Source organism: Microbacterium aoyamense (genome assembly GCF_023155855.1).
Taxonomy (GTDB): domain Bacteria; phylum Actinomycetota; class Actinomycetes; order Actinomycetales; family Microbacteriaceae; genus Microbacterium; species Microbacterium aoyamense.
The window spans coordinates 1,165,632-1,192,321 of record NZ_JAKNUT010000001.1; the positions used below are offsets into that span (position 1 = coordinate 1,165,632).

Annotated in this window: 22 protein-coding genes; 16 read left to right on the forward strand and 6 right to left on the reverse strand. The window is 68.8% G+C overall.

Going from position 1 to position 26,690, the window contains the following annotated elements:
- Nucleotides 1-48 precede the first annotated feature (48 nt).
- Together MA876_RS05965 and MA876_RS05970 are read left to right on the forward strand one after the other, a co-directional pair.
- Nucleotides 49-1,065: an aldo/keto reductase family protein gene (locus MA876_RS05965; RefSeq protein ID WP_248146900.1), complete on the forward strand. Its 1,017-nt coding sequence runs from the start codon at nt 49-51 to the stop codon at nt 1,063-1,065.
- A complete protein-coding gene (locus MA876_RS05970) occupies nt 1,062-1,535 on the forward strand; it encodes an NUDIX hydrolase (RefSeq protein WP_248146902.1) in 474 nt (157 codons plus the stop codon). Before MA876_RS05965 ends, MA876_RS05970 begins: the two co-directional genes overlap by 4 nt.
- A 1-nt stretch (nt 1,536) precedes the next feature.
- Here MA876_RS05970 and MA876_RS05975 read toward each other — a convergent pair whose 3' ends face one another.
- From MA876_RS05975 to MA876_RS05990, 4 genes are read right to left on the reverse strand one after another with little or no spacing between them, the layout of a single operon-like run.
- Complete coding sequence (locus tag MA876_RS05975; protein ID WP_248146904.1) at nt 1,537-2,061, reverse strand: ribonuclease H family protein; 525 nt, start codon at nt 2,059-2,061, stop codon at nt 1,537-1,539.
- A gap of 10 nt (nt 2,062-2,071) precedes the next feature.
- Nucleotides 2,072-2,530 carry a GbsR/MarR family transcriptional regulator gene (locus MA876_RS05980; RefSeq protein WP_248146906.1) on the reverse strand — a complete coding sequence of 153 codons (459 nt, stop codon included), beginning with the start codon at nt 2,528-2,530 and terminating at the stop codon, nt 2,072-2,074.
- The gene (locus MA876_RS05985; RefSeq protein ID WP_248146908.1) at nt 2,527-4,149 is read right to left on the reverse strand and encodes an ABC transporter permease; all 1,623 of its coding nucleotides are present in this window, start codon (nt 4,147-4,149) and stop codon (nt 2,527-2,529) included. The genes MA876_RS05980 and MA876_RS05985 overlap by 4 nt, the downstream gene beginning before the upstream one ends.
- Nucleotides 4,146-5,102 carry an ABC transporter ATP-binding protein gene (locus MA876_RS05990; protein ID WP_248146910.1) on the reverse strand — a complete coding sequence of 319 codons (957 nt, stop codon included), beginning with the start codon at nt 5,100-5,102 and terminating at the stop codon, nt 4,146-4,148. Before MA876_RS05990 ends, MA876_RS05985 begins: the two co-directional genes overlap by 4 nt.
- 231 nt (nt 5,103-5,333) lie before the next feature.
- On the opposite strand from MA876_RS05990, the gene MA876_RS05995 reads away from it, so the two are divergent.
- From MA876_RS05995 to MA876_RS06020, 6 genes are all read left to right on the forward strand, one after another.
- Entirely contained in the window at nt 5,334-6,005 is a 672-nt protein-coding gene (locus tag MA876_RS05995; RefSeq protein WP_248146912.1) for a GntR family transcriptional regulator, read from the forward strand.
- Nucleotides 6,002-7,522 (forward strand): MmgE/PrpD family protein, encoded by a 1,521-nt coding sequence (locus MA876_RS06000; protein ID WP_248146914.1) that lies wholly within the window; start codon nt 6,002-6,004, stop codon nt 7,520-7,522. The genes MA876_RS05995 and MA876_RS06000 overlap by 4 nt, the downstream gene beginning before the upstream one ends.
- The gene (gene prpB, locus MA876_RS06005) at nt 7,522-8,421 is read left to right on the forward strand and encodes a methylisocitrate lyase (protein WP_248146916.1); all 900 of its coding nucleotides are present in this window, start codon (nt 7,522-7,524) and stop codon (nt 8,419-8,421) included. The genes MA876_RS06000 and prpB overlap by 1 nt, the downstream gene beginning before the upstream one ends.
- Nucleotides 8,422-8,525: 104 nt before the next feature.
- A complete protein-coding gene (locus tag MA876_RS06010) occupies nt 8,526-9,710 on the forward strand; it encodes a bifunctional 2-methylcitrate synthase/citrate synthase (protein WP_248146918.1) in 1,185 nt (394 codons plus the stop codon).
- Nucleotides 9,707-10,168, forward strand: coding sequence for a hotdog fold thioesterase (locus tag MA876_RS06015; protein WP_248146920.1), 462 nt, complete (start codon nt 9,707-9,709; stop codon nt 10,166-10,168). The genes MA876_RS06010 and MA876_RS06015 overlap by 4 nt, the downstream gene beginning before the upstream one ends.
- Nucleotides 10,165-11,340 carry a thiolase family protein gene (locus MA876_RS06020; protein ID WP_248146921.1) on the forward strand — a complete coding sequence of 392 codons (1,176 nt, stop codon included), beginning with the start codon at nt 10,165-10,167 and terminating at the stop codon, nt 11,338-11,340. Before MA876_RS06015 ends, MA876_RS06020 begins: the two co-directional genes overlap by 4 nt.
- A 7-nt stretch (nt 11,341-11,347) precedes the next feature.
- Here the strand turns inward: MA876_RS06020 and MA876_RS06025 are convergent, their stop codons facing one another.
- Nucleotides 11,348-12,013 carry an SDR family oxidoreductase gene (locus MA876_RS06025; RefSeq protein WP_248146923.1) on the reverse strand — a complete coding sequence of 222 codons (666 nt, stop codon included), beginning with the start codon at nt 12,011-12,013 and terminating at the stop codon, nt 11,348-11,350.
- Between the two features lie 188 nt (nt 12,014-12,201).
- Here MA876_RS06025 and pulA point away from each other — a divergent pair, with 188 nt between their 5' ends.
- From pulA to MA876_RS06055, 6 genes are all read left to right on the forward strand, one after another.
- On the forward strand, nt 12,202-18,261 hold the full coding sequence (gene pulA / locus MA876_RS06030; RefSeq protein ID WP_248146925.1) for a pullulanase-type alpha-1,6-glucosidase: 6,060 nt from the start codon (nt 12,202-12,204) through the stop codon (nt 18,259-18,261).
- A gap of 79 nt (nt 18,262-18,340) precedes the next feature.
- Nucleotides 18,341-18,673, forward strand: a complete 333-nt coding sequence (locus MA876_RS06035) for a YciI family protein (protein ID WP_248146927.1) — start codon at nt 18,341-18,343, stop codon at nt 18,671-18,673.
- Nucleotides 18,674-18,760: 87 nt separating this feature from the next.
- The gene (locus MA876_RS06040; RefSeq protein ID WP_248146929.1) at nt 18,761-21,295 is read left to right on the forward strand and encodes a choice-of-anchor I family protein; all 2,535 of its coding nucleotides are present in this window, start codon (nt 18,761-18,763) and stop codon (nt 21,293-21,295) included.
- Nucleotides 21,296-21,475: 180 nt separating this feature from the next.
- Nucleotides 21,476-22,639 (forward strand): acyl-CoA dehydrogenase family protein, encoded by a 1,164-nt coding sequence (locus tag MA876_RS06045; protein ID WP_248146931.1) that lies wholly within the window; start codon nt 21,476-21,478, stop codon nt 22,637-22,639.
- The gene (gene mmsB, locus MA876_RS06050; protein ID WP_248146933.1) at nt 22,636-23,529 is read left to right on the forward strand and encodes a 3-hydroxyisobutyrate dehydrogenase; all 894 of its coding nucleotides are present in this window, start codon (nt 22,636-22,638) and stop codon (nt 23,527-23,529) included. Before MA876_RS06045 ends, mmsB begins: the two co-directional genes overlap by 4 nt.
- Nucleotides 23,530-23,535: 6 nt before the next feature.
- Nucleotides 23,536-24,312 carry an enoyl-CoA hydratase gene (locus MA876_RS06055; RefSeq protein WP_308221645.1) on the forward strand — a complete coding sequence of 259 codons (777 nt, stop codon included), beginning with the start codon at nt 23,536-23,538 and terminating at the stop codon, nt 24,310-24,312.
- Here MA876_RS06055 and MA876_RS06060 read toward each other — a convergent pair.
- Nucleotides 24,309-24,845 carry a MarR family winged helix-turn-helix transcriptional regulator gene (locus tag MA876_RS06060; protein ID WP_248146935.1) on the reverse strand — a complete coding sequence of 179 codons (537 nt, stop codon included), beginning with the start codon at nt 24,843-24,845 and terminating at the stop codon, nt 24,309-24,311. The two genes, MA876_RS06055 and MA876_RS06060, sit on opposite strands and share 4 nt — an antisense overlap.
- A gap of 108 nt (nt 24,846-24,953) precedes the next feature.
- On the opposite strand from MA876_RS06060, the gene MA876_RS06065 reads away from it, so the two are divergent.
- Together MA876_RS06065 and MA876_RS06070 are read left to right on the forward strand one after the other, a co-directional pair.
- Entirely contained in the window at nt 24,954-25,730 is a 777-nt protein-coding gene (locus MA876_RS06065; protein ID WP_248146936.1) for an electron transfer flavoprotein subunit beta/FixA family protein, read from the forward strand.
- Between the two features lie 12 nt (nt 25,731-25,742).
- Nucleotides 25,743-26,684, forward strand: a complete 942-nt coding sequence (locus tag MA876_RS06070) for an electron transfer flavoprotein subunit alpha/FixB family protein (RefSeq protein WP_248146937.1) — start codon at nt 25,743-25,745, stop codon at nt 26,682-26,684.
- Nucleotides 26,685-26,690 lie beyond the last annotated feature (6 nt).

Consider the following 26,690-nt stretch of genomic DNA (forward strand, 5'->3'; position numbering starts at 1 on the left):
ACTGCGGACCTCGAGCCTCGCGTCCCCACAGACGGATAGCGTAATCAGATGGTCAACTATCGGTACCTCGGCGACAGCGGCTTCAAGATCTCGGAGATCACCCTCGGCAATTGGGTGACCCACGGCTCGCAGGTGGGGGATGACGCGGCGATCGCGACCGTCCATGCGGCGCTCGACGCCGGGATCACAACGTTCGACACCGCCGACACCTACGCCAACACCGCGGCCGAGGTCGTGCTCGGCAAGGCGATCGCAGGTCACCGCCGCGAGTCGCTCGAGATCTTCACGAAGGTCTACTTCCCCACCGGCCCCATGGGCCCGAACGACACCGGGCTCAGCCGCAAGCACATCATGGACTCGATCAACGGGTCGCTGAAGCGCCTCGGCACCGACTACGTCGACCTCTACCAGGCGCACCGGTTCGACTACGAGACGCCCCTGCACGAGACCTTCCAGGCCTTCGCCGACATCGTCCGCCAGGGCAAGGCCCTGTACATCGGCGTCTCGGAATGGACGGCCGAGCAGCTTCGCGAAGGACACGCCCTCGCGAAAGAGCTCGGCATCCAGCTCATCTCGAACCAGCCGCAGTACTCGATGCTCTGGCGCGTCATCGAGGGCAAGGTCGTTCCGACATCGCAGGAGCTCGGGATCTCGCAGATCGTCTGGTCGCCGATGGCGCAGGGTGTGCTGAGCGGCAAGTACCTGCCGGGTCAGCCCGTGCCCGAGGGTTCGCGCGCGACCGACGACAAGAGCGGCGCGAACTTCATCAAGGGCTTCCTGAGGGACGACGTGCTCGAGGCCGTGCAGCGCCTCACGCCGGTCGCCGAGCAGGCGGGTCTCACGATGCCGCAGCTCGCGATCGCGTGGGTGCTGCAGAACCCGAACATCGCCGCGGCGCTCGTCGGGGCATCCCGACCGGAGCAGCTCGCCGACACGGTCAAGGCCTCGGGCGTCACGCTCGACGCCGACACGATGGCGGCCATCGACGCGGCACTCGGCGACGCGGTCTTCGACGACCCCGAAGACACCTACCGCGTCTCGCCGAAGACGCGCATCACCCGATGATCACGAGCGCCGGCATCCTTCTCTACCGGCTCGAGAACGGCCCCGAAGTGCTCATCGCGCACATGGGCGGCCCGTTCTGGGCGGCGAAGGACGCCGGCGCGTGGTCGATCCCCAAGGGCGAGTTCGACGAGGGCGACGAAGCGGCGCTGGATGCCGCGACGCGCGAATTCCGCGAGGAGCTCGGCATCGATCCGCCGGAGGGTCCCTTCGCCGAGCTCGGCACGTTCGCGTACTCGTCGGGAAAGCGCGTCACGGTCTTCGTCGCCGACGGATCGGCGCTCTCGCTCGACGGCCTCGCGTTCGGCGAGTTCGAGCTCGAGTGGCCTCCGCGCTCAGGGCGCACGCAGTCGTTCCCCGAGGTCGATCGCGTCGAATGGACGGCGATGGATGCCGCGCACGACCGTCTCGTGAAGGGCCAGCGCCCCGCGCTCGACGCCCTCGCAGAGCACCTCGCCGCAGCCGGGGCCTAGTTCAGCGGCCGTTCTTCGGGCGGGTCGAGACGTCGATGGGGTCGTGCGAACCCAGCGACGACCACGCGCTCGCGGTGCCCTTCGCGGCGTGCTCCGATGCCCGCACGGCACGCTCGTCGGCCCACGCGTTGAGCACGTGGCCGGAGTGCCCGCGCACGTGCTCGAGCACGACGTCCGGCATCCCCGCGTCCCTCCGTGCCTCGCGCGCCGCGATCAGCTGCTCGAGGATGTCGACGTTCTTCGCGGGCGCGCCGGTCGAGGTCTTCCAGCCACGGCGGCGGTGGCCGTCCATCCACTTCTCGTAGGTGTCGATCGCGTACTTCGAGTCGGCCTGCACGACGAGCTCGCGCACGTCGGTGTGGTCTTCGATCGCCTTGAGCAGACCCATGAGCTCGCCGATGTTGTTCGTGCCGACGGGGATCGCCCCCGCGGCCCACTGGCCGTCTTCGCCGACCCACGCCCAGCCTGTCGGGCCGGGGTTCCCTTTGCACGCACCGTCGGTAGCGACGACGTATCGATCTGTCACTCGGGCAAGGCTACCCGTCTCTCGAGGCGCGCCAGTCCGCGGCGATCTGCGGCATGCGCTCCGCGAGGTACCGGAGGAAATCGGCCGTGTCGCGCGCACGTCGGACGGATGCCTCGGCCGCCTCGTTGTCGTCGGCGATCGCTTCCATGAGGTCGGCGAGCCGCGCGTACAGCGGGGAGTTCGCCGTGACGACTCCGGTGAACGCGTCATCGGCCAGGTCGTATCGGTCGCGGCGCTCGCCGGGTCGTGACAGCCGCTGGATGATCCGCATCGACTGGAGGTAGCGCACGGCCCCCGAGACGGCGGCCGCCGAGACCCCGAGGCGATCGGCGAGTTGGGCGGCGGTGTAGCCCTCATCGGGTGAGCCGACGAGGGCCATCATGACCCGCGCCGGCATGCGCGCCATCCCGGCGGCGGTCATCATCGCAGCAGCCTGCTCCGCGGCGTCCGATCCAGGGTGCTCCGTCATCCGTCCGCCGCCAGTTCACGCCGTCGCATGAGGAGGACGGATGCGGCGCCGCCGGCCACGACGACGCCGACGAGCCACCACACTCCGCGCGGGTCGATCTGCGTGCCGTCGAGCACCGGCGTGACGGCGAACGGCGAGGCGTTCACCAGGGTGTCGGGGAATCCGAACAGCGGTCCGAACAGACCCAGCACGATCGCGACGACCACGACCGCCCATGCGACGGGCATGGTCAGCCGCGGAGCGAGCGTGAAGACGAGAGCGGTGAGCACGAGGAAGACGGATGCCGCGACCACCTGTCCCGCGGCGGCGACGCCCGCTGCGCGCATCAGCTCGTCCGCGGTCTCGCTGTTCCGCGCCGCGCCTGCCGCTGCGCCCAGCCACGCGGCGCCGCACGTCAGGACGACCGCGACGAAGCCGATGACGACGAAGTCGGCGAGCCACCGCACACGCGCGACCGGCGTCGCGAGCACCGCTTCGGCCGTGCCGTGCGCTTCCTCCTGCCGAGCTCTCGCGACGGTCTGGATCGCGGCGCAGGCCGCCAGCAGACCGACCATCGTGAAGAACACGGCGACGATCGACTGCTCGAGGTCCCCTTCGGACGCGATCGAGTTCAGGATGTCGGCGATCGCGGGATTCTCGCCGCCGATCTGGTCGACGACGGATCCGAGCGATGTCGAGAGCGCCCCCACGATGAGCGCCCCCGCCATCCAGCCGATCGTCGATCCGGTCGACAATCGCAGGACGAGCGCGGTCGTCGACGAGAGGCCGCCGTGGGCGTCTGCTCGACCGCGCCGCTCGGCCACGACGCTCTCGCCGAGGTCGCGCGGAGCCTGCAGCGCGACCGCGACACCGACGAGGGCTGCGAACGCGACGACGCACAACAGCACCGGCCACCACAGGTTCTCATCGAACGCGCGCGCGTTCTCGGCCCACCCGAACGGTGACGTCCACGTCAGCCACGAACTCTCGATGCGGGTCAGATCGTCGCTCGGCGTGCCGAGGGCGTTGCCCACGCCTGCGAGCACGAACGCTGCCAACAGCACCCAGACCGAGAGCGAGTTCGCTCCGCGCGAGGTGCGCATGAGCTGGGATGACAGCATCCCGACTCCGAGGAACGTCACGCCCACCGCTGCGGTCGCGAAGCCGACGAGGAGCGAGCCCTCGAGCGCGGCGCCCCCCGCGGCGAACGCGGCCGCGACGAGGATCCCGAGCACGATGTTCGCGAGCAGCCCGTGGATGATCGTCGCGAGGGTGGGCGTCCACCGTGCCGCGGGCGTGGCCTCGATCAGCTCGAGACGACCGGTCTCCTCGTCGCCGCGGGTGTGCCGGACGGCGAGGAATGTGCTCATGAACGCCGCCAGCATCGCCAGCCACGGGAACAGCAGGAACACGATGAACGCGTCGGAGTCCGTGCCCGATGGAAGCCCACGGAAGAGCAGGATGACGGGATTGGCCATGACCGCGGCCAGGATGCCGACTCGATCCTGCTCGGTGCCGTACGACGCACTCACACCGCCGAGACCCGCGAAAGCGAGGACGACGGTGCCGACGATCCAGAGCGTCAGCTGCAGCCAGTCGCGCCGCAGACGCTGCCCGAGCAGCGTGCCCAGTCCGCTCATCGGCGGTCCCGTCGGAGCGCGGGGCGTTCTGCGGCGGGGCGGCCCTCGAGTGCGTCCAGATCGTCCCCGTAGTGGCGCAGGAAGAGCTCCTCGAGCGACGGCGGCTCGATCCGCAGGCCCGTAACACCGCGCTGCGACAGCGCGGGGAGGATGCCCGCTACCGCGTCGCTGTCGACGGTGAAACGCACCCGCCCCTCCTCGACCGAGACGTCGTGCGCGCCCTCGATGCCGGCCGCGGCCGCGGCATCCGTCCCCTCGAACGAGATCTCCGTTCGAGTGAGGTGCCGCAGCTCCGCGAGGGTTCCGGACTCCACGATCCGCCCGGCGCGGATGATCGAGACGCGGTCGCACAGCTGCTCGACCTCGGACAGGATGTGGCTCGACAGCAGGACGGTCGCACCGGTCGCCTTCACGCGAGCCACTTCGCGACGGAACATGACCTCCATGAGCGGATCGAGCCCGCTCGTGGGCTCGTCGAAGACGTAGAGTTCGGCCGGCACGGCGAAGGCGGCGATCAGTGCGACCTTCTGCCGGTTGCCCTTCGAGTACGCCCGACCCTTCTTGCGCGGATCGAACTGGAACGCTTCGCACAGTCGCTGCTTCTCCGCGCGGAGGGCCGCGTCGCGGCGCCCGGCTCCGCGCAGACGCGCCAGCAGATCGATCGACTCGCCCCCGGTCAGGTTCGGCCATACGCTCACGTCGCCGGGGATGTACGCGAGGCGGCGATGGATCGCGACGGAGTCCGTCCACGGCTGCAGTCCGAAGACGGAGGCCTCGCCACCGGTCGCACGGGCCAGGCCGAGCAGAATGCGGATCGCCGTGGACTTGCCCGCGCCGTTCGGGCCGAGGAAGCCGTGCACCTGCCCCTGCTCGACCTCGAGGTCGAGCCCGTCGAGGGCGTGCACCCGGCCGTAGTGCTTCGTGAGTCCGCGCGTGCGGATGACATCGGTCATGGGCGTGACGCTACGCTTTCTTCACGATTTCGTGAAGACTTCCGACGGAACTCGACGACAGGCGCAGCCGACCCGATCTCGTCGCGTGTCTCGGAGCGGTCGTCAACGCCCTGGGCGGCACGCGCCGTGCGGGAGTATTTGTATACGTGAGGATGCGTCAAGGCCCGATCCTTGGCCGTTCGGTCGTCTTATGTATACAATGGCGATGACGCAAGACGAGGAGGTGCGAACGTGCGAGCAAGTGACCGCGCCTACCGCACGCTTCTCGACGAGATCCAGTCGGGAGCCCTCGTCCCCGGAACCGTGATCGGCGAGGTCGACCAGGCGACCAGGCTCGGCGTGAGCCGCACTCCTCTGCGCGAAGCGCTCGGGCGCCTCGTCGCCGACGGCCTGCTCGTGCAGCAGTCGCCCCGCATCACCGTAGTGAGCGCGATCGATGCCGGCGACATCCGCGAGCTGTTCGACCTTCGCCGAGCTCTCGAAGAGATGGCCGCACGTCTCGCGGCCGAGCGCGGCGATGCCACCACGTTCGCGCGCCTCGCGTCGGGCTTCGCGACGGCGTCGGTGGACGCTCCGGCTGATGCCGATGCGTACTATCGCCTCATCGCCGAGTTCGACGCGGCGCTCGACGCCGCCGTCGCGAACGACTACCTGACCTCTGCACTGCGCAGCGTCCGCACGCATCTCGTACGGGTGCGTCGGCTCGCCCGCGACAATCCCGGCAGGCTCCAGGCATCCGTCTCGGAGCACCGACTCATCGCCACGGCGATCGCCTACGGCGACGCCGATCTCGCCGCACATGCGACGCACGTGCACCTGCACAACGCGCTCGTCAGCATCCTCGAGTCGCTCGACGCAGCGTCCACCGAACTCTCCACGACGATCGAACTAGGAGCATCATGACCGTCATCCATCACCTCCGCGTCCACCGCAGCGACGAGCACCTCGCCCGCGAAGGACAGCTCGCGTGGCATATCGCTGAGGTCGCCGCCGACGAGGTCGCCGTCGAGCCCGACGTCGTCGACATGATCATCAACCGCGTTATCGACAATGCGTCGGTGGCCGCGGCATCGCTCACCCGTGCCCCCGTCAGCGCGGCGCGTCAGCAGGCCCTCGACCACGCCGTCTCGGTGTCGGGGAGCGGTTCGACGATCTTCGGCTGCGCGCTCGAGCGACGCACCTCGCCCGAATGGGCGGCGTGGGCGAACGGAGTGGCCGTGCGCGAGCTCGACTACCACGACACCTTCCTCGCGGCCGACTACTCGCACCCGGGCGACAACATCCCGCCGATCCTCGCCGTCGCACAGCACGTCGGTTCGGACGGTGCGGCGCTCGTGCGGGGCCTCGCGACCGGCTACGAGATCCAGATCGACCTCGTGCGCGCGATCTGCCTGCACAAGCACAAGATCGACCACGTCGCCCATCTCGGTCCGTCGGCGGCCGCCGGTATCGGCACCCTGCTCGGCCTCGACGTCGAGACGATCTACCAGGCGGTCGGCCAGGCGCTCCACACGACGACGGCCACGCGTCAGTCGCGCAAGGGCGAGATCTCGACGTGGAAGGCGCACGCTCCGGCCTTCGCGGGCAAGCTCGCTGTCGAGGCCGTCGACCGCGCGATGCGCGGCGAGACCTCGCCGTCGCCGATCTACGAAGGCGAGGACGGCGTCGTGGCATGGATGCTGGACGGCCCCGACGCCTCGTACGACGTGCCGCTTCCCGCCGCGGGTGAGGCCAAGCGCGGCATCCTCGATTCGTACACGAAGGAGCACTCCGCCGAGTACCAGGCGCAGGCGTGGATCGATCTCGCGCGGAAGCTCCACAACGAGGCGTCCTTCGACCCGGCAGACGTGGACGCGATCGTGCTGCACACGAGCCACCACACGCACTACGTCATCGGCTCGGGCGCCAACGACCCGCAGAAGTACGACCCCACGGCATCGCGCGAGACGCTCGACCACTCGATCCCGTACATCTTCGCCGTCGCGCTGCAGGACGGCGGCTGGCACCACGTCGATTCGTACCTGCCCTCGAGGGCTGCGCGCGAGGACACCGTGGCCCTCTGGAACAAGATCACGACCGCCGAGGATGCCGAGTGGACGCGTCGCTACCACTCCGACGACCCGAATGAGAAGGCCTTCGGCGGTCGGGTCGAGATCCGCCTGACCGACGGAACGGTCATCGAGGACGAGATCGCCGTCGCCGACGCGCACCCGCTCGGTGCGCGACCGTTCGCGCGTGAGGACTACATCCGCAAGTTCCGGATCCTCGCCGAGCCCGTGCTCGAGGCGGACGAGATCGAGCGGTTCCTCGACCTCGCCCAGCGCCTCCCCGAACTGACGCCCGAAGAGGTGCAGCAGCTCACGATCGTCGCGAAGCCCGGCGTGCTCGCGGGCGCGCCTGCACCGAAGGGCCTCTTCTGATGCTGTACTCGACGATCTCGGCCGCCGAGAAGCGGCGGCTCTTCCGGGAGCGCCTCGCGACGGGTGAGCTGCTGCGCTTCCCGGGGGCGTTCAACCCCCTCTCGGCGCGGTCGATCGAGCAGAAGGGCTTCGAGGGCGTCTACATCTCGGGTGCCGTGCTGTCGGCCGACCTCGGGCTGCCCGACATCGGACTCACGACCCTGACCGAGGTCGCGGGGCGTGGTCAGCAGATCGCCCGGATGACGGATCTGCCGGCGATCATCGACGCCGACACGGGCTTCGGCGAGCCGATGAACGTCGCACGCACGATCCAGACGCTCGAGGACGCCGGGCTCGCAGGCACCCACATCGAGGACCAGATCAACCCCAAGCGCTGCGGCCACCTCGACGGCAAGAGCGTCGTCGACGACGACACGGCGATCAAGCGCATCCGCGCCGCCGTCGACGCTCGGCGCGACCCGAACTTCCTCATCATGGCGCGCACCGACATCGCCGCCGTCGACGGGCTTCAGGCGGCGATCGACCGGGCGAAGGCGCTGGTGGATGCCGGGGCCGACGCGATCTTCCCCGAGGCGATGCGTTCGCTCGAGGAGTTCGCCGCCGTGCGGGCTGCGGTCGACGTGCCGATCCTCGCCAACATGACGGAGTTCGGAAAGTCCGACCTCTTCTCGGTCGACCAACTGCGCGACGTGGGCGTCAACATCGTGATCTGGCCGGTCTCGCTCCTGCGGATCGCGATGGACGCGGCATCCCGCGCACTCGATACGCTCACCGAAGAGGGGCACCTGACCTCGAAGCTCGGCGAGATGCAGCACCGCGCCGACCTGTACGACCTGATCGACTACGAGGCGTACAACCACTTCGACACGAACGTCTTCAACTTCCAGATCGCGCGCTAACCCGCATCCATGTCCCGATTCCCCCGCTTCATGTCCCACTCGACCTCGAATCCGAACTCGAATACCGGGGCAAAGTGGGACATGCAGAACCTCGAAGGAGAGAAATGACAGACATCAAGAAGGGACTCGCGGGAGTCGTCGTCGACTACACCGCCGTCTCGAAGGTCAACCCCGAGACGAACTCGCTGCTGTACCGCGGCTACCCCGTTCAGGAGCTCGCCGCGACGCAGCCGTTCGAGGCCGTCGCGTACCTCCTGTGGAAGGGCGAGCTGCCGACGGACGTCGAGCTCGCGCGGCTGCGCGCGGTCGAGCGCGAGTACCGCGCGCTGGCCCCCGACGTGCGCGCAGTGATCGACCACGTCCCCCTCGACGCCCACCCGATGGACGAGGTCCGCACGGCGGTCTCGCTCATCGGGGCGAAGGACCTCGCGGGATCGGGATCCGTGCTGGATGCGAGCGGCAACCCCGACGAGAACCTCGCGCGCAGCATCCGGCTCTTCGCCGCGCTTCCCGCGATCGTCGCCTACGGACAGCGCCGCCGCCGCGGCCAGGAGCCCGTCGCGCCGCGCAACGACCTCGACTACGCCGCGAACTTCCTCTGGATGACGTTCGGCGAAGAGGCGGACGACGTGGTGGTGGATGCGTTCAACCGCTCGATGATCCTGTACGCAGAGCACTCCTTCAACGCATCGACCTTCACGGGTCGCGTCATCGCGTCGACCCTGAGCGACCTCTACTCGGCCGTCGTGGGCGCGATCGGCGCGCTCAAGGGGCCGCTCCACGGCGGCGCGAACGAAGCCGTGCTCCACATCTTCGACGAGATCGGCGAGGCGTCGAACGTCGGCCCCTGGCTCGACCAGGCGCTCGCCGAGAAGCGCAAGATCATGGGCTTCGGTCACCGCGTCTACAAGCGCGGCGACTCACGCGTGCCCACGATGAAGGCCGCACTCGACACGCTCGTCAATCACTACGACCGGCCCGACGTCCTCGCGCTCTACGACGAGCTCGAGTCGGAGTTCGTCGCACGCAAGGGCATCTACCCCAACCTCGACTATCCCTCGGGGCCGGCGTACAACCTCATCGGGTTCGACACTCTGACCTTCACGCCCCTGTTCGTCGCGGCGCGCGTGACCGGCTGGACGGCGCACATCATGGAGCAGCTCGCCTCGAATGCGCTCATCCGCCCGCTGTCGGAGTACAACGGCCCCGACGAGAGGCACATCGAGGGTTACGTCCCCGACGCGGCCATCCTCGAGGCGGCCGAGCGTGCGGAGGAGGCCGCGGAGTGACGATCTGGTTCGGCGATGTGGCGGGAATCGATCTCAACGCGATGGCGGGCGCGAGCCTCATCGAGACGCTCGGCATCGAGATCGTCGAGATCCGGGATGACGCGCTCGTCGCGCGCATGCCCGTCGACCACCGCACGACCCAGCCGGCCGGAGTCCTGCACGGCGGCGCGTCGGTCGCGCTCGCCGAGACGCTCGCGTCATGGGCGGGCTACCTTGCCGTCGATCGCTCGATCCTCCACGTCGTCGGCCAGGAGATCAACGCCAACCACATCCGGCCCGTGTCGTCGGGCTGGGTGACGGCGACGGCGACGCCTGCGGCGATCGGCCGCCGCGCGCACGTGTGGGAGATCCGCATCGTCGACGAGGCGGGCAAGCTCGTGTGCATCTCGCGGTGCACGCTCGCGGTGATCGAACAGCGCTCGGGCTACGCGGCGCCGGAAGGAAGAAGAAAGTCATGAAGGATGCCGTCATCGTCGACGTTGTGCGCACTCCGGCGGGCAGGGGCAAGCCCGGGGGAGCGCTCTCGAGCGTCCATCCCGTCGATCTCGCGGCCGGAGCGCTGAACGCGCTGCTCGAACGCAACGGCCTCGAATCGCGCCAGATCGACGACGTCCTCATGGGCTGCGTCAGTCAGGTGGCGGACCAGTCGCTCAACATCGGCCGCCAGGCGGTGCTGGCCGCGGGATGGGATGAGTCGGTTCCCGCGACGACGATCGACCGTCAGTGCGGTTCGAGCCAGCAGGCCGCGCACTTCGCGGCGCAGGGCGTGATGGCGGGCGCGTACGACATCGTGATCGCAGCCGGGGTGGAGTCGATGAGCCGCGTCCCGCTCGGCTCGTCCGCGCACGGCGGATCGGTGTCGCGGGGCGTCGCCGCGCGGTATCCGGACGGTCTTGTGAACCAGGGTGTTTCGGCCGAGCTCATCGCCGCGAAGTGGGGGTTCTCACGCGACGATCTCGACGACTTCTCGGCCGAGTCCCACCGGCGGGCTGCGGCCGCGGCATCCAGAGGCGACTTCGACTCGCAGCTCCTCGCCGTCCAGACAGACGACGGCGCCGTCGAGGCGGATCAGACCATCCGTGAGTCGACGACTGTCGAAGGGCTCGCCGGTCTCGGACCGTCGTTCCGCACCGACGAGCTCGCCGCGCGTTTCCCCGAGATCGACTGGAAGATCACGCCCGGCAATTCCTCACCGCTGACGGATGCCGCATCCGCCGCGCTCATCATGAGCGCCGATCGTGCGGCGGAGCTGGGTCTGACGCCACGCGCGCGCTTCCACTCTTTCGCCGTCGTCGGCGATGACCCGCTGTACATGCTGACCGGTCCGATCCCGGCGACGCGTCGCATCCTCGAGCGGAGTCGCCTCTCGATCGACGATCTCGACGCGTACGAGGTGAACGAAGCGTTCGCTTCGGTTCCGCTCGCATGGATGGCGGAACTCGGCGGCGATGCCGAGAAGCTCAACCCGTGGGGCGGTGCGATCGCCCTCGGACACGCCGTCGGTGCATCGGGTACCCGGCTGCTGGGCACCCTGGTCGCGTATCTCGAGGCGACCGGCGGTCGTTATGGCCTGCAGACGATGTGCGAGGGCGGTGGCATGGCCAACGCCACGATCGTCGAGCGGCTCTGATCCGAGATCAGAAGCGCGCGGAGAACCCGCCATCGGTGTGGAGTAGCTGACCCGACACCCAGCGGCCCGCTTCCGACACGAGGAACGACACGATCCCGGCGATGTCGCGAGGCTCGCCGAGGCGCCCGAGCGGCTGCATGCCCGACAGCGTCGTGCGGGTCGCGTCATCCATCCATCCCGTGTCGATAGGACCGGGGTTGACGGCGTTCGCCGAGACGCCGAGCGGCCCCAGCTCGCGGGCGGCCGAGATCACGATCCGGTCGAGCGCCCCCTTCGACGCGCCGTAGGGCAGATTGCCCGTCGTGTGATCGCTCGTGAGGGCGACGATCGCTCCCCCCGCCGAAGGCACCTGGCGGGCGAAGGCCGCAATGAGCAACAGCGTCGCGCGGGCGTTGACGGCGACGTGGAGGTCGAAGCTCTCGGCGGTCGTGTCGAGGATGCCGGACTCGACGTCGTGGGCGTGGCACAGCACGAGGGCCGAGATCGGCCCGTGCTTGCGGACGACGTCGTCGACGAGTCGGCCGGGACCCTCGCTCGTCGAGAGGTCGGCCGGAATGTCGGCGTCGGCGAGGTCGGACGTGACGACGGTCCACCCGTCCGCGCGGAGGCGGGGGACGATCGCCGCGGCGATGCTGTTCGCGCGCGCGGCGCCGGTGATGAGAGCGAGGGGCACGGTGACACGTTAGCCGACGGCGAATCGTGCAAACGCTTGCGGGCGAATGGATGCTGCGGTGCGGCCATCCATGAAATGAGAGCCTTCTCATCATGTAAGCGCTTGCATAACTCGCACCGGCACCGGTAGCTTCGGGCACACGAAGCACCACCCGGCACGTCGCCGTGCCATTCCCCCGGGAGCAGAACGTGTCGAAGACGACCTCCGTCCGTGTCCGCAGATCGATCGCCGCAGCCGCTGCGGCGGCGCTGATCCTGACCGGGGGTCTCGTCGCGATCGCACCGGCCGCGACCGCCGCCGATCGCACGTTCGCCCTGGTGGGTGACCTGCAGTCCGAGCTCGGGTGCTCCGACGACTGGCAGCCCCAGTGCGCGGCCACCGATCTGCTGCCCACGGATGTCGAGAACGTCTACGCCGCGGAGTTCGAGGTGCCCGCCGGCGAGTACCTGTACAAGGTCGCCGTGGGCGACTCCTGGGACGAGTCGTACGGTCTCGACGGAGGAAGCGACAACATCCCGCTCACGATCGCCGGGGCATCCACTCTCCGGTTCCTCTTCGACGACACCAGCCACCGCGTCGGGGTGGAGGTCGTGAGCCTCGCCGGCGACTACACGGCAGCGGACGACTCCCTCGCGACCGCCCCCGTCCGCCAGGCGGGGTCGGACGAGCAGTTCTACTTCGTCATGACCGACCGGTTCGCGAACGGCGATGCCTCGAACGACGAGGGTGGGCTGACGGGCGATCGCCTCGCCACGGGCTTCGACCCGACCGACAAGGGCTTCTATCAGGGCGGTGATCTCGCCGGCTTGCATTCGAAGCTCGACTACATCGAGGGCCTCGGCACGACGGCCATCTGGCTCACCCCGAGCTTCGAGAACCGTCCGGTGCAGGGCTCGGGCGCCGACGCGAGCGCCGGCTATCACGGGTACTGGATCACCGACTTCACCCAGATCGACCCGCATCTCGGCACGAACGAGGAGCTCGAGGACCTGATCGCCGACGCGCACGACCGCGGCATCAAGGTCTACTTCGACATCATCACGAACCACACCGCCGACGTGATCTCGTACGCCGAGAACCAGTTCTCGTACATCGATCAGGCGACGCGCGAGTACACCGACGCGGACGGCAACCCCTTCGCCCCGGGCGACTACGCCGGCACCGGAACGTTCCCCGAGCTCGACCCCGCCACCTCGTTCCCGTACACACCGGTCATCGCCGCGGGGGACGAGAACGTCAAGGTGCCCGCATGGCTGAACGACCCCACGCTGTACCACAACCGCGGCGACTCGACGTGGGCGGGGGAGTCGGTGACGTTCGGCGACTTCGTGGGTCTCGACGACCTCATGACCGAGCATCCGACGGTCGTCGACGGATTCGTCGACGTCTACCAGGACTGGATCGACCTCGGCATCGACGGCTTCCGCATCGACACCGCCAAGCATGTGAACTTCGAGTTCTGGGAGGAATGGTCGACGCAGGTGCTCGACTACGCCCACGCGAACGGCAAGCCCGACTTCTTCATGTTCGGCGAGGTGTACGACGCCGACCCCGCGAAGCTCTCGCCGTACGTGCGTGACACCGACATGAACTCGGTTCTCGACTTCACGTTCCAGTCCAACGCGACGGCGTACGCGAAGGGCGGGTCGGCCGAGCAGCTCCAGACGCTGTTCGCGGGCGATGACATGTACACGACGCCCGATTCGTCGGCGACGGCGCTGCCGACGTTCCTCGGCAACCACGACATGGGTCGCGTCGGGTATTTCGTGGCCGGGGCCGACGCGCTGCAGCGCGATGAGCTCGCGCACGAGCTCATGTACCTCACGCGTGGCCAGCCCGTCGTCTACTACGGCGACGAGCAGGGTTTCGCGGGAGCGGGCGGCGATAAGGACGCGCGACAGAGCCTCTTCGCGACGCAGACCGACGCGTACGCGAACCAGCCGCTCGTCACGGGCGAGCAGCTCGGCAGTCAGGACCGCTACGACACGGCCTCGCCGCTCTACCAGCGCATCGCCGAACTCGGCGCGCTGCGTGCCGCGCACCCGGCCCTCGCGACCGGCGCGCAGATCGAGCGCTACGCCGACGACGGTGCGGGCGTCTACGCCTTCAGTCGCGTCGACCGCGACGACAGGATCGAGTACCTCGTTGCGACGAACAACACGACGGCTGACAAGACGGTCACGATTCCGACGCTGACGACGGATGCTTCGTTCACGTCGCTCTACGGCGGCGGTTCGGCCTTCACGACGGACGGGGAGGGTACGGCATCCGTCACAGTCCCCGCTCTCTCGGCACTGGTCTTCACGGCGGACAAGACCGTGACGGCACGGTCCGCCGCAGGCGACATCGCGATCGAGGTGCCGACCGCAGGTGCGGGGGTCACCGGCCTCACCCCGGTCGCAGCCGACGTCGACGACTCGACGTGGCAGGAGACGAGCTTCGCCTACCGCGTCGTCGGCGACGACGAGTGGACGCCGCTCGGCACGGCCGAGGACACGTCGCCGCGCGTCTTCCACGACACCGCGGGGCTCGCGACCGGCACGCTCGTGGAGTACCGTGCGGTGTCGACGGATGCCGCGGGCCACCGCGCTGCGGCGAGCGCCTACGCCTCGGTCGGCAACCGGGTGAACCTCGGCGAGGAGCCGACCGAGCCGGAGGAACCGGGCGAGCCCGAGCCGCAGGAAGGCCCGAACCCGCCCTACGAGAGCGTGAGCGTGCCGGGCAGCTTCAACAGCGAGGCCGGCTGCGGCGGTGATTGGGACCCCGCGTGCGAAGCGATCCAGATGACCCACCGTGCCGGCGATGTCTGGAGCCTCGCCCTCGCCGATCTGCCCCTGGGCGACTACGCCTTCAAGATCGCGATCAACAAGGCGTGGACCGAGAACTACGGTGGCGGAGGTGTCGGGAACGGCCCGGACATCGCGTTCTCGCATGCGGGCGGTCCGATCAAGTTCTTCTTCGACGCCCGGACGAAGAACATCCGCACGACGCTCGACGGTCCCGTCATCACGCTCCCGGGATCACTGCAGAGCGAACTCGGGTGCCCGGGTGACTGGCAGCCGGACTGCCTGGCGACCATGATGTTCGATCGCAACGCCGACGGCGTCTTCCAGTTCACGACCGACGACCTGCCGACCGGCTCGTACGAAGTGAAGGTCGCGCACAACCGCTCGTGGGACGAGAACTACGGTGTCGGGGGAGCGCCGGGCGGTGGCAACATCACGTTCAGCGCGAGCGCGGGCAAGGTCACGACGTTCCGGTACAACCTCGAGACCCACGTGCTCACGGTCGCCTCGACCGACCCCCCGCTCGCGGGAATCGGCGAGTTGCGCGCCCACTGGATCGACGCCGAGACGATCGCCTGGCCGTCGGATCTCGGTGCGCCGGCCGCGGGCGCGAGCTGGCAGCTCTACTCGTCCGCGACGGCCGACCTCGCGCAGGCGGACGGCGAGATCACGGGCGGCGACGCCGTCGATCTGACCATCGTCGACGGAGGGCTCACCGACGCGCAGAAGGAGCGTTTCCCCGCGCTCGCCGACTACACGGCGCTGCATGTCGGGGGAGCAGACGCTGCGGCCCTGCTCAAGGGTCAGCTCATGGTCGCGCAGCGCGGTGAGGGCGACACCCTCACGGCGTACACGGGCGTGCAGATCCCGGGCGTCCTCGACGACCTCTACGCCTCCGAACTCGATGGCGAACAGCTCGGCGCCGTCTTCGACGACAACAAGCCGACCTTCCGCGTGTGGGCGCCGACGGCGCAGTCGGCGACGCTGCTGACATGGGACACCGGAGCAGACGGCGATCCCGTTCGTCACGAGGCGGCGTGGGACGCGGCATCCGGAACCTGGTCCGTGGCGGGCACGAAGGCGCTCAAGGGCGACGAGTATCTGTGGGAGGTCGCGGTCTACGCCCCGACGACAGGCGCGATCGAGACGAACGCCGTGACCGACCCGTACTCGATCGCGCTCACGACGAACTCGACGCGCTCTGTCGCCGTCGACCTCGACGACAGGGCCTGGCAGCCCGCGCAGTGGCGCAAGACGAAGCAGCCGGTGATCGACCGGCCCGTCGACCGCTCGATCTACGAGCTGCACATCCGCGACTTCTCGATCGGCGACTCCTCCATCCCCGAGGCGGAGCGGGGAACCTATCGAGCCTTCACGCGCAACGGCGCGGGGGCGAAGCAGCTGAAGCAGCTCGCGGAAGCCGGCATCAACACGGTGCACCTGCTGCCCTCGTTCGACATCGCGACGATCGAGGAGAACCGGTCACAGCAGGCGGTGCCCGCGTGCGACCTCGCATCCTTCGGACCGGCATCGACCGAGCAGCAGGCTTGCGTCGAAGCCGTCGCCGACACGGACGGCTTCAACTGGGGCTACGACCCGTACCACTTCACGGTCCCCGAGGGCTCGTACGCCGTCGATCCCGAGGGAGGCGCGCGTGTTGGTGAGTTCCGCGAGATGGTCGGCGCTCTGCACAAGATGGGCCTGCAGGTCGTGCTCGACGAGGTGTTCAACCACACGGCGCAGGCGGGCCAGGGCGAGAAGTCGGTGCTCGACCGGATCGTCCCGGGCTACTACCAGCGGCTCAACGCGGCCGGCAATGTCGAGACCTCGACGTGCTGCCAGAACGTCGCGACCGAGCACGCGGCGGCGCAGAAGCTCATGGTCGACTCCGTCGTCACATGGGCGCGCGACTACAAGGTCGACGGGTTCCGCTTCGATCTCATGGGGCACCACTCGAAGGAGAACATGCTCGCGATCCGGGCTGCCCTCGACGAGCTGACGGTGCAGAACGACGGCGTCGACGGCTCGGAGATCTACCTCTACGGCGAGGGCTGGAACTTCGGCGAGGTCGCGGACAACGCCCTCTTCGAGCAGGCGACGCAGGGGCAGCTGGGTGGCACCGGCATCGGCACGTTCAGCGACCGCCTGCGCGACGCCGTGCACGGCGGCAGCCCCGTCGACGCGGGTTCGACCTTCCGCCAGGGCTACGGCACCGGCCTCGGCACCGACCCCAACGGCGACCCGATCAACGGTTCGACCGAGCAGGCGCTCGCCGACCTCGCGACTCAGACGGACCTCGTCAAACTCGGTCTCGCCGGCAACCTCCGCGCATTCGAGCTCACCGCCGCCGACGGTACCGTCAAACGCGGTGACGAGCTGCTCTACAACGGCCAGCCCGCGGGCTACGCCGATCAGCCGGACGAGATCATCACGTACGTCGACGCGCACGACAACGAGACCCTGTACGACCTCTCGGTGCTCAAACTCCCGACGGATACGTCGATGGCCGATCGGGTGCGCATGAACACCCTGTCGCTCGCGACCGCGACGCTCGCCCAGACCCCGTCGTTCTGGCACGCGGGCACCGAGCTCCTGCGCTCCAAGTCGCTCGATCGCAACAGCTACAACTCGGGCGACTGGTTCAACCGCGTCGACTGGACCGGACAGTCATCGACCTTCGGATCGGGCCTGCCGCGCGCGGCCGACAACCAGGAGAAGTGGCCGATCATGGCGCCGCTCCTGGAGAACCCCGCGCTCAAGCCTGGAGCAGCCGACATCGCGGCGGCCGAGGCATCCGCCCTCGATCTGCTCCGCGTGCGGAACGACGTCGATCTGCTGCGGCTCGGGTCCGCCGAGCTGATCGAGCAGAAGGTCACCTTCCCGGGAGGCGGGGCGGATGCCGCGCCCGGCGTCATCGCGATGCTCGTTGACGACCTCGTGGGCGACGACGTCGATCCCGCACTCGACGGTGCGCTCGTCGTCTTCAACGCCTCGCCCGAGCCGGTGACGCAGACGATCGGCGACCTGGCGGGCCGCGGCTTCGCCCTGACGAAGGCGCAGGCGAACGGTGCGGACGCGGTCGTGAAGACGACGACGTGGGATGCCGCATCCGGCACCGTCACCGTGCCCGCGCGCACGGTGGCCGTGCTGGTGGACCACGAGTCGATCTCGACCAGCGTGCTGGCGGCGCCGAACCGGCTGTTCGCGTCGTTCGGACAGACGGTCAAGGTGCAGGGCGCGGTGAGCTCCTCCGACGGCTCCGCGCCGACCGGCACCGTCACGGTGACCGACAACGGCAAGGTCGTCGCCACCGCGACCCTGACGGCCGCGGCGAAGGGGAGGATCGACATAGCGCTGCCGAAGCTGTCGCGCGGCATCCACCTCATCCGCACGACCTTCACGGGCTCGGGCGACTACGAGGACTCTCGGTTCCCGATCGCTCTCCCGGTGATCGTGTTCTGAGTGTCGACATCGGCGAGGGCCGTACGACGCCTTCCGTGAAGGGGTTCCCACCTGGAGCCCCTCACGGAAGGATCACACCATGAAGTACATGATGTTCGTCGTCTCGTCGCTCGAGCCGGACGCCGTCTCGGATGAGTCCGACGTCGACCTGTGGGTCGACCCTCTGGACGCCTCGGGCAAGCGGATCATCGGCGAGGTGCTCATGCCGCCGAAGGAGTCGACAGTCGTCCGCGTGCGCGGCGGCAAGGTGCTCACGACGCGCGGCCCGTTCGTCGAGACGAGTGAGGTCATCCTCGGGTTCGACATCCTCGAGGTCGCGGACCTCGACGAGGCGATCGAGATCGCGGCGAAGCACCCCATGGCCCGCAACGGTCAGATCGAGCTGCGCGCCTTCATGCAGTGGGGCGACTGACCGGACTGCTCACTCGCCGTTCACGCGGCGGACACCTCGGGTCGGTACTCAGAGAGGGTCCCCCTCCCACCCGAACTGAGGATGAGAATGAACTCTGCCTTCTCGCGCCGTCCCTGTGCCACCGTCGCAGCCGTGGCCGCGGCATCCGTCACCGCGTCGCTCGTGCTCGCCGCCCCCGCGAGCGCGCGCATCGTCGACGCCCCGATCACCTACTCCGCCGACGACGCGACGCTCGCACTCGCGCCGATCGGCACCTACGAGACCGGCGTCTTCGACGAGTCGGCTGCCGAGATCGTCGCCTTCCACGGTACGCGGCTCTATGTCGTCAACGCCCAGGCGGGCGTCGTGGACGTGCTGGATGCCTCGAACCCCGCTGCTCCGACGAAGCTCTTCTCGATCGCCGGCACCGGTGTCGCGAACTCGATCAACGTCCGCGCGGACGGCCTCGGCGTCGTCGCCTTCGAGAGCACCACGAAGACCGAGCCCGGCACGCTGCTCTTCTTCGACGCCGACGCACCCGAAGCGACGGTGCTCGGTTCGGTCGTCGTCGGCGCGCTGCCCGACAACGTCGAATTCTCGAAGGACGGCGCCTACGCCATCTCGGCGAACGAGGGCGAGCCGAACGACGAGTTCACGGTCGACCCCGAGGGCTCGGTCAGCGTCGTGACGCTTCCCGCGACGAAGGCCGCGCCGGCGCAGAGCGACGTGCGCACGGCGGACTTCCACGAGTTCGAGGTCGGCGGATCGAAGACCCTGGATCCGGCCGTCCGCGTCTTCGGCCCGACGCCCCACGGCGACGACCTGCCGGTCTCGCGCAACCTCGAGCCCGAGTACGTCGCGGTCGACGGCGGCACGGCCTACGCCGCGCTGCAGGAGGCCAACGCGGTCGCGGTCATCGACCTCGCGTCGGCGACCGTCACCGACATCTGGCCGCTCGGCTTCAAGGACCTCAGCGTCGCGGGCAACGGCATCGACCCGAGCGACCGCGACCCGCAGGGCGCGTCGACGTTCAGCGTGCGCACGTTCGAGAACCTCTTCGGCATCTACAACCCCGACGGCATCGTCGCCTACCAGGCGGGCGATCAGACCTTCCTCGTCACGGCGAACGAGGGCGACGTCCGCGAGTGGGGCGACTACGTCGAGGCCACGCGTGCGAAGGACATCGAGGACTTCGGCCCCGTGAGCCCCCAGATCGCCGCACTCCTCGGTGACGGCGACCTCGGCCGCCTCAATGTCAGCATCGAGGACGGCTTCAACGAGGAGACGGGCCAGTACGAGGCGCTCTACACGTACGGCGGCCGCTCGTTCTCGATCTGGACGACCGATGGCACACAGGTCTTCGACTCGGGCGACCAGTTCGAGAACATCACCTACGCGGCGAATCCGGCGTTCTTCAACTCGAACCACTCGGAGGCCAACTTCGAGGGTCGCAGCGACGACAAGGGTCCCGAGCCCGAGAACCTCGCGATCGGTGCCGTCGGCGGTCGCACGTACGCCTTCATCGGTCTCGAGCGCGTGGGTGGCGTGATGGTCTACGACATCACCGATCCCGCGGGTGCGGACTTCGTCACGTACGTCAACAACCGCGACTTCGCCGCGGACCCCGAGACGCCCGACGCCGGCGACCTCGGACCCGAGGGACTCGAGTTCATCTCGGGCGCCGCGTCGCCGACGGGCCTGCCGCTCCTCGCGGTCGGCAACGAGGTGTCGGGCACGACGACGCTCTTCTCGCTCACCGACCTGACGCCCGACACGACGAGCCCCGTGGTCGCGCTCGGCGACACGGGTGGGAGCGTCTTCGAGGGGAACGCCGTGACGCTCACGGTCGCCGCGAGCGACGATCGCGCGCTCACGAACGTCGTCGGCACGATCACCCGCGACGGCAAGGTCGTCAAGAAGACGCAGCTCAAGGTCGACGGCGCAGCCCGCGCGACGCACACGATCGACCTGTCGAGCGTCGTCAAGGGCGGTCTGCCGGTCGGCGACTACGTGCTGACGTTCTCCGCGAAGGATGCCGCGCGCAACCAGTCGGAGCCTCAGGAGTTCGCGTTCTCGATCGTCGACACGACCCGCCCCGAGGCCGTGCTCGTGACGCCGACGGCGACCGCCGTCAAGAAGCTCAAGATCCAGGTGGACGCCACCGACGCCCAGGGTCTGCAGCGCGTCGTCGCGAATGTCTACAAGGACGGCAAGCTCGTGACCTCGACGCAGAAGGATGCCAAGGGCAAGACGACCGCGACCCACAAGGCGACCGTCGAGCTCGCTGACGGCACCTACCAGATCAAGTACAACGCGCAGGACGTCGCCGGCAACATCTCGAAGACGGGCACGTACAGCGTGACCGTCGACGCGAAGAAGCCGACGATCACCGTCAAGGACGGCGCGACGTACACGAAGGAGGCGCGACGGGGCTACGAGCTCGTGAGCTTCAAGCTCTACGACGCCGGCAAGATCGCCCGCCTCACGCTCAACGGTGTCGAGAAGGACCTGACCGACAACACGTGGTCCGACCTCAACTTCGTGAAGCCCGGTCAGTTCGGCGCCGTCGAGGGTACCAACGTCCTCGTCGTCTACGACGTCGCCGGCAACGCGCAGCGTCTCAGCTTCCGCCTCGCGGGCTGACGCGGCATTCATCCGCAGGAACGGGGTCCCTCACGAGGGGGCCCCGTTCTCTTGCTCCTAAGATCGGAGGTCCGTACAGATAGTAGGACGTCCATGTAAACTCGACTCCAGCGCCGACGACGGCGCACTCGCCCCGAGCGCGACCCACGAAGACGCGCGCGGTCGATCATGGAGACACCGATGTCGATGACCCTTCCCGCTTCCGCCCTCACCGCCGACGAGCGCGAGGCGATCCTCGAAGCCGTGCGCGACTTCGCCCGCACCGAGCTCGCACCCCACGCGCTGGATTGGGACGAGCGCAAGCACTTCCCACGTGAGACCGTGCAGCGAGCGGGGGAGTTGGGGCTCGGCGGCATCTACGTCCGGGAGGATCTCGGGGGAGCAGGGCTCGGCCGCGCCGAGGCCGTCGCGATCTTCGAGGAGCTCGCTGCGGGCGATCCCGCCATCGCGGCGTACATCACGATCCACAACATGGTCGCCTGGATGATCGACGCCTACGGCGACGAGGCGCAGCGCGCGCAGTGGCTGCCGCGCCTCACCGCCATGGTCGACCTCGGCAGCTACTGCCTCACCGAGCCGGGTGCCGGATCGGATGCCGCGGCCATCACGACGAGCGCGATCCGATCGGGCGACGAGTACGTGCTCACGGGCGTCAAGCAGTTCATCTCGGGAGCGGGCGAGGCATCCGTCTACATCGTCATGGCCCGCACGGGCGAGCCGGGCGCGCGCGGCATCTCGGCCTTCCTGGTGCCCGCCGACGCGCCGGGCCTCTCCTTCGGCGCGAACGAGAAGAAGATGGGCTGGAACGCGCAGCCGACGCGCCAGGTCATCCTCGACGAAGTGCGGGTGCCGGCCTCGAGCATGCTCGGTATCGAGGGGCAGGGCTTCAAGATCGCGATGTCGGCGCTGAACGGCGGGCGCATCAACATCGCCGCGTGCTCTCTCGGCGGCGCGCAGTGGGCCCTCGACAAGGCGACGGCGTACGTGCACGAGCGCTTCACCTTCGGCGAGCCGCTCGCCGAGAAGCAGAGCATCGTCTTCACGCTCGCCGACATGGCGACGGAGCTGCGCGCCGCGCGCGCCCTGGTGCGGGACGCCGCGGCCGCCGTCGACGCCGGTGCCGAGGACGCCTCTCTGCAGTGCGCGATGGCGAAACGCTTCGCGACGGATGCGGGGTTCTCGGTCGCGAACCAGGCGCTCCAGCTGCACGGCGGGTACGGGTACCTGCACGACTACGGCATCGAGAAGGTCGTCCGCGATCTGCGCGTGCACCAGATCCTCGAGGGGACGAACGAGATCATGCGCGTCATCATCGGCCGCGAGTTGCTGGGGTCGAAGCGATGAGGATCGCATTCCTGGGCCTCGGCCACATGGGCCTGCCGATGGCCAAGAACCTCGCTGCGGCCGGCCACGACGTCGTCGGGTTCGACGTCTTCCCCGCGGCGGTCGACACGGCGCTCGACGCCGGCCTCGCGGTCACCCTGTCGGCGCAGGCCGCGGTGGACGGCGCAGACGTCGTGATCACGATGTTCCAGTCCGGCGCGCAGGTGATCGCGGCCTACCGCGGCGCCGGCGGCGACGGACTGGTCGACGTCGCCCCGCCGGGCACCCTCTTCATCGACTGCTCGACGATCTCGGTCGAGGAGGCGCAGGAGGCGCACCGCATCGCCGAGATCGCGGGTCATCGCTCACTGGATGCGCCCGTGTCGGGTGGGGTCGTCGGCGCCGAGAACGCGACGCTCGCCTTCATGGTGGGCGGCTCCGACGTCGATTTCGAGTCGGCGCGGCCGATTCTCGAGGCGATGGGACGCCGTGTCGTGCATTGCGGCGGTGCGGGACTCGGCCAGGCCGCGAAGGTGTGCAACAACATGATCCTCGCCGTGTCGCAGATCGCGGTCGCCGAGGCGTTCGTGCTCGGCGAGCGACTCGGCCTCACTCATCAGGCACTCTTCGACGTCGCCTCGAACGCGTCGGGTCAGTGCTGGGCGCTCACGACGAACTGCCCCGTACCGGGTCCGGTTCCGACGAGTCCCGCCAATCGCGACTACCAGCCGGGCTTCGCCGGGGCACTCATGAACAAGGACCTCGGGCTCGCCGAGCAGGCGATCGCGTCGACAGGTGTCGATGCCCGAATGGGGATGCTGGCGCGCGAGATCTACAAGGAGTTCGCGGACGGCGCCGGGGCAGGGCAGGATTTCTCGGGGATCATCAACACGATCCGCGAAGACGCCTGAGGAGACATCGTGACGTACGAGACCATCATCGTCGAGACCCGTGGCCGCGTCGGCTGGATCACGCTGAATCGCCCCGAGGCGCTCAATGCCCTGAACACGCAAGTGATGCTCGACATCGTCGCGGCATCCACCGCCTTCGACGCCGACGACACGATCGGCGCGATCGTGCTCACCGGATCGGAGCGCGCGTTCGCCGCTGGCGCTGACATCAAGGAGATGGAGTCGAAGTCGGGGCTCGAGATGATCATGGGCGAGCACTTCGGGCAGTGGCAGCGGTTCGCCGACCTGCGCACTCCTGTGATCGCCGCGGTCTCGGGCTACGCGCTGGGCGGCGGGTGCGAGCTCGCGATGATGTGCGACATCATCCTCGCCGCTGATACCGCCAAGTTCGGGCAGCCCGAGATCAACCTCGGGGTCATCCCCGGGATGGGCGGCTCGCAGCGCCTGCTCCGCGCGGTCGGCTACTACAAGGCGGCCGAGCTGATCCTGACGGGCCGGATGATGGATGCCTCCGAAGCCGAGCGCTCGGGGCTCGTGTCGCGCGTCGTGCCCGCCGCGGACCTGCTCGACGAGGCGGCAAAGGTCGCCGAGGCGATCGCATCGAAGTCGCTGCCCTCGGTGTACGCCGCGAAGGCCGCGCTCGACGTCGCGATGGAGACCCCCCTTGCCGAGGGGCTGCGGTTCGAGAAGCACGCGTTCGCGGCACTCTTCTCGACCGACGACCAGAAGGAAGGCATGGCGGCCTTCCGCGAGAAGCGGACGCCCGATTTCACCAACCGCTAGAGCGGGTCGGGCATGGGCCTCGGGTCTTCGAAGTCGCCGGCGTCCTTGCGCAGCCGCGCGATGATCGACACCAGTTCGTCGGTGTCCTCGCCCGAGAGACCCGGACGCGTGAAGACCTCGTCGTTGAGGGCGGCCGTGGCGCGCTCGGCGAGGTCGCGCCCCGCGTCGGTCAGGGTCAGCAGGGTCGCGCGCCCGTCATCGGGGTGCGGCTCGCGAGTGACGAACCCGTCGCGCACGAGACGGTCGACGGTGTTCGTGACGCTCGTGGGATGCACCTGCAGACGCGCGATCGCGCTCGCCATCGGCATCCGTCCCTCCCGCGTGAATGCGAGCAAACGGAGCATCTCGTACCGCGCGAACGAGAGACCGAACGGCTTCAGGGCACGATCGATGCGCGCGAGCAGGATCTGCTGCGCGCGGATGATCGAGGTGACGACGGACATGCCGGGCGCGGCATCCGTCCACCCGTGCATCAGCCATTGGCGCTTGGCCTCGGCGATCGGATCGACCGGCAGCGCTCCTCGACGTGCCATGGTCCTCCTTTCACCGACTTCCACGGTACTGGTTCGCACCCTGCAACGAACGCGCGCAGGCCTGCACCTGCAGAACAATAGAATCGAAGAGGCAAAGGAGCGCTGCGTATGAAGATCGTGGTCCTGGTGAAGGAAGTCCCCGATACGTATGGGGACCGCAAGCTGAGTCTCGAGACGGGTCTCGCCGATCGTGCGGCGTCCGAGACGGTGCTGGACGAGATCGGCGAGCGATCGCTCGAGGTGGCGCTGAAGTACGCCGATGCTCACGCGGATGCCGAGGTCGTGGTGCTGTCGATGGCGCCGGAGTCGGCGGCCGCGACGGTGCGCAAGGGGCTCGCGATGGGCGCCGGGTCGGCGGTGCAGGTCGTCGACGAGGCACTGCTAGGTGCTGATCTGGGGCTGACGGCCGAGGTGCTCGCCGCGGCGCTGCGAAAGACGGGTTTCGATCTCGTCATCACCGGCAATCAGTCCACCGACGGTTCGGGCGGTGTGCTCCCCGCGTGGCTGGCGGAGCTGCTCGATGTGCCGGCGGCGCTGAATCTGACGTCGGTCGAGATCGGCGAGTCGTCGGTGTCGGGGGTGCGGGCGACGGACGCGGGCACGGCCGAGGTGACGGCCGAGTTCCCGGCGATCATCTCGATCACCGAGGCGCTGCCCGATGCCCGGTTCCCGAACTTCAAGGGCATCATGGCGGCGAAGAAGAAGCCGTTCGAGACGCTGTCGCTGGCAGACCTCGACGTCGATGCGGAGGATGCCGCGGCATCCCGCTCGATCATGATCGCGCTCAGCGAGAAGCCCCCGCGCACGGCCGGGGTCAAGATCGTCGACGAGGGTGACGCGGGCGAGAAGCTCGCGGAGTTCCTCATCCAGAACCGGCTCGCGTAAGGAGTGGGTGGCATGGCTTTTCCTGCGGATTCGATCCTCGTCCTGCTCGACCAGACCCCGTCGGGCGAACTCGCGAAGTCGTCGGCCGGGCTCCTGGGCGCTGCGTCCCAAGTTGGGACTCCAGTCGCGCTCGTCGTCGGCGGTGACGGAGCGGATGCCGGTGCCTTGGGCGCCGCACACGTCCTGACCGCGTCGGGTGACCGTGTGGACGCTCTGGCTGCCGCAGCGGCGCTCGTCCAGCCCGACGCGATCCTCGTGTCGCACTCGATCGAGGGGCGCGAGACCGCGGCCCGCTTCGCGGCCCGTGCGCGCTCTGCGCTCGCCGTCGACGCGGTCGGCGTAGTTCGCGACGACGAGGGCGTCGTGGCGCAGCATTCGGTCTACGGCGGCGCGTACAACGTGCAGTCGACCGCGACGTTCGGTGCCCCCGTGATCACAGTGCGGCAGGGAGCGGTGGATGCCCGGGCCGACGCCGTCGGGTCACCGGAGGTCCAGGCACTCGACGTGGAGGCTTCGGGCCGCAAGACGGCGACGGTCGGCGCGATCGAAGAGGCCGTCGTGTCCTCGACGCGGCCCGAACTGCGTGGTGCGGCGAAGGTCGTGTCCGGTGGTCGCGGTCTCGGGTCGGAAGAGAAGTTCGCCCTGGTCGACCAGCTCGCCGACGCGCTCGGCGCGGCGGTCGGCGCGTCGCGTGCCGCAGTCGACGCCGGGTATGTGCCGCAGACGTACCAGGTCGGTCAGACCGGTGTCTCGGTGTCGCCGCAGCTGTATGTCGCTCTCGGCATCTCGGGTGCGATCCAGCACAAGGCGGGCATGCAGACGGCCAAGACGATCGTCGCGATCAACAAGGACGGGGACGCCCCGATCTTCGAGATCGCCGACTTCGGCGTCGTCGGCGACCTGTTCACCGTCGTGCCGCAGCTGATCGCCGCGCTCGAGGCGAAGAAGGCGTAATCCCCG

Bases quoted from the DNA above. Each gene is read 5' to 3' on its own strand.
- prpB (WP_248146916.1), top strand. From the start codon at position 7,522: ATGCTGTACTCGACGATCTCGGCCGCCGAGAAGCGGCGGCTCTTCCGG.
- MA876_RS05965 (WP_248146900.1), top strand. From the start codon at position 49: ATGGTCAACTATCGGTACCTCGGCGACAGCGGCTTCAAGATCTCGGAG.
- MA876_RS06045 (WP_248146931.1), top strand. From the start codon at position 21,476: ATGTCGATGACCCTTCCCGCTTCCGCCCTCACCGCCGACGAGCGCGAG.
- MA876_RS05980 (WP_248146906.1), bottom strand. From the start codon at position 2,530: ATGACGGAGCACCCTGGATCGGACGCCGCGGAGCAGGCTGCTGCGATG.
- MA876_RS06065 (WP_248146936.1), top strand. From the start codon at position 24,954: ATGAAGATCGTGGTCCTGGTGAAGGAAGTCCCCGATACGTATGGGGAC.
- MA876_RS06040 (WP_248146929.1), top strand. From the start codon at position 18,761: ATGAACTCTGCCTTCTCGCGCCGTCCCTGTGCCACCGTCGCAGCCGTG.
- MA876_RS06060 (WP_248146935.1), bottom strand. From the start codon at position 24,845: ATGGCACGTCGAGGAGCGCTGCCGGTCGATCCGATCGCCGAGGCCAAG.
- MA876_RS05990 (WP_248146910.1), bottom strand. From the start codon at position 5,102: ATGACCGATGTCATCCGCACGCGCGGACTCACGAAGCACTACGGCCGG.
- mmsB (WP_248146933.1), top strand. From the start codon at position 22,636: ATGAGGATCGCATTCCTGGGCCTCGGCCACATGGGCCTGCCGATGGCC.
- MA876_RS05970 (WP_248146902.1), top strand. From the start codon at position 1,062: ATGATCACGAGCGCCGGCATCCTTCTCTACCGGCTCGAGAACGGCCCC.
- MA876_RS06035 (WP_248146927.1), top strand. From the start codon at position 18,341: ATGAAGTACATGATGTTCGTCGTCTCGTCGCTCGAGCCGGACGCCGTC.
- MA876_RS06070 (WP_248146937.1), top strand. From the start codon at position 25,743: ATGGCTTTTCCTGCGGATTCGATCCTCGTCCTGCTCGACCAGACCCCG.
- MA876_RS06000 (WP_248146914.1), top strand. From the start codon at position 6,002: ATGACCGTCATCCATCACCTCCGCGTCCACCGCAGCGACGAGCACCTC.
- MA876_RS06010 (WP_248146918.1), top strand. From the start codon at position 8,526: ATGACAGACATCAAGAAGGGACTCGCGGGAGTCGTCGTCGACTACACC.
- MA876_RS05985 (WP_248146908.1), bottom strand. From the start codon at position 4,149: ATGAGCGGACTGGGCACGCTGCTCGGGCAGCGTCTGCGGCGCGACTGG.
- MA876_RS06020 (WP_248146921.1), top strand. From the start codon at position 10,165: ATGAAGGATGCCGTCATCGTCGACGTTGTGCGCACTCCGGCGGGCAGG.